This window comes from Frankia sp. CcWB3, from assembly GCF_977927595.1.
Genome location: NZ_CDWRCK010000284.1, coordinates 1 through 4885, shown reverse-complemented (window position 1 = coordinate 4885; position 4885 = coordinate 1). Strand labels below are relative to the sequence as shown.

General features: G+C 72.6%; 4 protein-coding genes and 2 pseudogenes. 2 read left to right on the top strand and 4 right to left on the bottom strand.

All coding sequences use genetic code 11. The features are described 5' to 3' along the window. The first annotated feature begins 202 nt into the window (after window positions 1–202). Window positions 203–1345, top strand: a complete 1143-nt coding sequence (locus ACY5KJ_RS17535) for an Mrp/NBP35 family ATP-binding protein (RefSeq protein ID WP_462203872.1) — start codon at window positions 203–205, stop codon at window positions 1343–1345. 110 nt (window positions 1346–1455) lie between these two features. Here the strand turns inward: ACY5KJ_RS17535 and tatB are convergent, their stop codons facing one another. From tatB to ACY5KJ_RS17520, 3 genes and pseudogenes are all read right to left on the bottom strand, one after another. Continuing rightward, a complete protein-coding gene (gene tatB, locus ACY5KJ_RS17530) occupies window positions 1456–2016 on the bottom strand; it encodes a Sec-independent protein translocase protein TatB (RefSeq protein ID WP_462189074.1) in 561 nt (186 codons plus the stop codon). Window positions 2017–2083: 67 nt separating this feature from the next. Then, the gene (locus tag ACY5KJ_RS17525) at window positions 2084–2359 is read right to left on the bottom strand and encodes a PDZ domain-containing protein (protein ID WP_462203873.1); all 276 of its coding nucleotides are present in this window, start codon (window positions 2357–2359) and stop codon (window positions 2084–2086) included. A 189-nt stretch (window positions 2360–2548) separates the two neighbouring features. Next, window positions 2549–2895 (bottom strand): annotated as a pseudogene (locus ACY5KJ_RS17520) (S1C family serine protease); the annotation flags it as partial. 842 nt (window positions 2896–3737) lie between these two features. Between ACY5KJ_RS17520 and ACY5KJ_RS17515 the strand changes: the two are divergent. Further along, on the top strand, window positions 3738–4055 hold the full coding sequence (locus tag ACY5KJ_RS17515) for a hypothetical protein (RefSeq protein WP_462203871.1): 318 nt from the start codon (window positions 3738–3740) through the stop codon (window positions 4053–4055). A 624-nt stretch (window positions 4056–4679) separates the two neighbouring features. Here ACY5KJ_RS17515 and ACY5KJ_RS17510 read toward each other — a convergent pair. Next, a pseudogene (locus ACY5KJ_RS17510) lies at window positions 4680–4885 on the bottom strand (anti-sigma factor family protein); the annotation flags it as partial.

Genomic DNA, 4885 nt, shown 5'->3' with positions numbered 1-4885 from the left:
GGGACACAATCACCCCTGGTCATGGCGATGGGCACGCTCCGCACCCGTCGTGAAGCCGACAGGGCGGGGCACGCTCCCCGGTCCGCCGAACACGGCAGACGGGGATTGTGAGCCGGCACCGTCACGTCCCCCGCGGGCTATCGTGGACCCACAGGCGGCCCGGCGGGCCGCACCTGATACCAACCTGTGACTGAGGTTTCCCTTGTCCCTATCCCGGCCTTCCCCCGACGCGGTCCAGTCGGCTCTGGCGACGGTGCACGATCCCGAGATCGGTCGTCCCATCACCGAGCTGGACATGGTCTCGTCGGTTCGCGTGCTCGACGACGGCTCGGTCGACGTCGGGGTCCTGCTCACCGTGTCCGGCTGCCCCATGCGCGACGAGATCATCAATCGGGTCAGTCGAGCCGTCAGCGCGGTCAAAGGCGTCCGCGAGGTCCGCGTCGATCTGCAGGTCATGTCGGACGAGCAACGCGGTGCCCTGCACGCGAAACTGCGGGGGGGCAACGCCCCCAAGGCGATTCCCTTCGCCCAACCGGGCTCGACCACCAGGGTCTACGGCGTCGCCAGCGGCAAGGGCGGCGTCGGCAAGTCCTCGATCACCGTGAACCTGGCCGCCGCGATGGCCCGTTCGGGCCTGTCGGTCGGTGTGCTCGATGCCGACATCTACGGGCACTCCGTGCCCCGCATGCTGGGCATCGACCGCCCGCCCACCCAGGTCGAAAAGATGATCATGCCGCCCCAGGCGCACGGGGTGCGAGTCATCTCCACCGGGATGTTCACGCGTGGCAACCAGCCGGTGACCTGGCGCGGACCGATGCTGCACCGTGCCCTGGAGCAGTTCCTGTCGGACGTCTTCTGGGGTGACCTGGACGTCCTTCTCCTGGACCTGCCGCCCGGCACCGGTGACATCGCCATCTCTCTGGCCCAGCTGGTGCCGTCCTCCGAACTGCTGCTGGTCACGACCCCGCAGCTGGCGGCCACCGAGGTCGCCGAGCGGGCCGGGACCATCGCCGTGCAGACCCGGCAGAACGTGGTCGGGGTCGTCGAGAACATGGCGTGGCTGCCCTGCCCGCACTGCGGCGAGCGGGTCGACGTGTTCGGCTCCGGCGGCGGGGCGGCGGTGGCCGAGCGGCTGACCAGGGTGCTCGGTCATGACGTACCGCTGCTGGCCCAGATCCCGGTAGACGTCCGGCTCCGGGAAGGCGCCGACAACGGCGTGCCACTGGTCATCGGCGAGCCGGACAGCGAGGCGGGCAAGGCCCTGGACGCGGTGGCAGGCCGGCTCACCTACCGCTCCCGTGGGCTCGCCGGACGCAGCCTCAACCTCACGCCGGTGGGGCGCTGAACACCTACGATCGGCCGTCCGTCCGGGTTCGCGCAGCCTGATCGACGCGAGCCCGGCCCCGGCTGATCCCGCCCCGGGGCGGGTCCTCGAGCCGACGGCGGCGCCGAACCTCAGGTGGCGTCGGGTCGGCTCAGGTGGCGTCCGAGTCGAAGGGCACCTCTGTCGCCGGGCCGCCCGCTCCGTGCCGGCTGCACCGGCACGGAGCGGGCGGCGGAGGCCTTGCTCGGCGAGACCTTCGACAGCATGGGAGACACCGGACCGGGCGGCGCCGCCGGGACCGCGGCCTCGGCGCCGGGACGAGCCGGGTCCTTGGCCGCGGGATCTCTCGGCAGCGAGGACTTGGTCAGTGACGGCACCGCGGGCGGATCGTCACCGAGGAGCAGCGAGTCGAGCGAGGTCCGCTTGGTGAGGTATGGCGGCAGAACCGGACCGTCCTCGAACAGGTGCTTGCGGACGAAGGTCTTGGGATGCAGGTCCCGGATATCCAGATCGGCGAATTCCGGGCCCAGCTCGGACCTGAGATCGTTACGCATGCCGTTGGCCATCTGGCGCAGCTGACGCAGCACGCGTCCCGCGTCCCTGGCGGCCTTGGGCAATCTGTCCGGGCCGAAGACGAACAGCCCGATCAGGAGCAAGACGACGACTTCACCCCACCCGACACCGTTGAACACGCGCTGAGCGTACCTCTCCCGGTGTTACGGGCAAGGAGCTCGCGGGCAACGAAAAGATGCCTGCAGCTCAGCGCTGTTGTTCCTGCAGTGTCAGCTGGATGGTCGCGGTGGCCCCGGCGCGTTCGTAGGCGACCGGCACCCGGTCACCTACCCGGTGGAGCCGGGCGGCGACAATGAGGTCATTCATCCCGCTGATGACCCTGGTGCCCACCCGCGTGATGATGTCGCCGACGCGCAGCCCGGCGCGCTCGGCGGGGCCATCGGGCGCCAGGTTGACAATGCGGGCACCCGGCGTGGTCCCCGTGGCCTTCGCCTGGCCGGCGGTGACGGTCGCGGCCGACACGCCGAGGTACGGGTGGGTCGCCCGGCCGGTCGAGATGATCTCCTGAGCGACCGAGCGGGCGAAGTCGATCGGGATGGCGAACCCCACGCCGATGCTGCCGCTCTGGCTCTGGGACTCATGGCCGGGCACCGCGGCGATCGCGGTATTGATCCCCACTATCTGGCCGAGGCCGTCGAGCAGCGGACCACCGGAGTTGCCCGGATTGATCGCCGCGTCGATCTGGATCGCCCCGATGAGCACCGTGGGGTCGGTGCCGCTCTCGGCCGGGACCATGGGATTGCGGTCGAGCGCGCTGACAACGCCAGTCGTTACGGTGCCGGCGAGGCCGAACGGCGCCCCGATGGCAACCACCGGCGCTCCCACGACCAGCGAGCCGGACTGGCCGAGCGCCGCCGCCGGCAGGGGTTGCGGGGCGGGATGCGCAGGACGGCGAGGTCAGTCTTGGGATCCCGCCCGACCAGGTCGGCCTGGACCTGGCCGAACTCCTGGTAGCGGCGCACGGAGATCGGAGTTCTGGCGGCGACCGCGGGCGCCACGACGTGGTTGTTCGTCAGGATGTACCCCTCCGGGCTGATGATCACCCCGGAGCCGGTGCCCGCGGCATCGCCGGCCCCCGCCACCGGCGTCGATCGTCACCACACTGGGCAGAGTCGTCGCGGCGATCGACGCGACCGACCTGCGGTCGGAGCTGGGCGCGGCGGTACCGACCTGCAGGGCCGCCGACGCCTGCCGGTCGCTGCCGCACTCGGTCATCGAGACGAGCAGCGCACCGATCCCCCCGCCCAGCAGACCCGCGACCAGGATGCTCGCGAGGAGGACCCGGTGACCGAGAACGACCGGGCGACCGGGCGCGACCAGGCGCCCCCGCGGCGCGGGACGGCCGGTCAGGACGCCGGCGAACGGCGCGGCGACCGCCGTGCCGTTCGAGCCGTTCGAGCCGCCGCCGGAGTCCGCGGGCAGCGGATACGGCGTCGAGGTCGGCGACCACGCCCGCGGGGAGCCCGTCGCAGCGGGTGGTGGGGCCGGCGGCTGCGTGCCGAAGCCACGCACCGCGGTCACTGTCGGCAAGTCTCTCGACGGCTCCCGCGGGTTCCCGTCAGCCGGAGCGCGCCCGCGGTCGGTCGCGGCGGCGGCCCCCTCGACCCGCCCGGAATGCCGGGGGTGGCGATGCCCTCCGGGGGCGGAGCCGGGCCTGTCCTCACTGGGTGGGAGGGTCGGCGGACGCCGGGCGGGCTGACGCACCGGAATCCGCGCCGCCCCGGGTTCCGGCGTCGCACCCTCGCGGGCCGTGGGCCGCGGCTGCGGTCCCGCAGCCGATGGCCCCGCACCCGATGGAGTTCCCGGGGCCGGCTCAGGAGCGCGTGCCGCCGGACTACCCGTGCCCGGCGTCCTGGCGGCCGTGGGTCGCCGGTCGGGCCGGGTCTCCTCCGCCGCCGGCCCGGTCATCGCGGTGGTGGAGGCCGTACGAGGCGATTCCGGACGGCGTGTCCCGGCCGCCGGTTCCGACCCGGACGGCTGCACAGGTCCCGACGGCCGCACGGGGACGACCACCCCGGGCTGTACCCGCGGCCCGGCACCGCCGGCTGTGCTGGGCCGGGGCGCGGCGGGAAGGCGAAGCCGACTAACAGGTATCGTCCCGCCGGTCGAGGGGACGGTCGTCGCGTCGCACGCCGCCGCGACCCGGCCGCTGGCCTGATCGGTCTGCGGCTCGCCGTCGGTGGCAGGAGGCGCCGCGTCGGCGCGGTCCGCGACTCGCCGGGCGCCGGGGCGGGAAGGATCGGCGCGGTGGCTCGGGCCGGCGGGAACCGACCGCATCGTGGATGACCGCTCGAGACGTCGGGGCCGTACGGGGGGGTCGACCGGTTCCACGCTCGCGACAGGCACCTCGTTGTCGCTGACGTCCACACGTCCTCCCCGATTCGCTCGTCGCACGGCACGGCGGAACGCCGACGACCGGTTCCGTCCTGGAAAGCACGCGCGACGCGTCCGAGCGGGTAACACGGTAAAGCCTCACATCAGGCCAGACGAGACCTCTCCTCCAGAACACTCAGAAAATGTCTTTCAGGTACCGGAAAGATGCGTCCCGCCGGTTTCCGGCGGCGACCGGGGCGGACAGCCGGACAAAGGCGACCAGCCAGGGCCTGGCGCCGGGAGGCGGAGCGGGCGACACCCCGGAACTCACGGCCCCGGCCGCCTCCGGGTACCCGGGACGGCTTACCCCGTCCGAATACCCCGTTCGAATACCCCCGACCGGGCCGACGGGGAACGTATCCGCCCGGATCGGCCTGAATTCGCCCGGTCGGCTCGAACGGGCGGACGATCAACGACGCAAGGACGCCCGGACCGGGGCGAACATCGGGGTGAGCCGGCCCGGGACGCCGTTCGGAACGCCCGGGGCGACGACCGAGGACACCGTCGGCACCGCGACGGGTCCCGGTGTCTGGATACTCTCCTGGCCGTCGGCGATGGCGGTACCAGCGACGGCGAGCAGCATCAGCGCGGCGGATCCGAGGAGGGTTCGCCGCA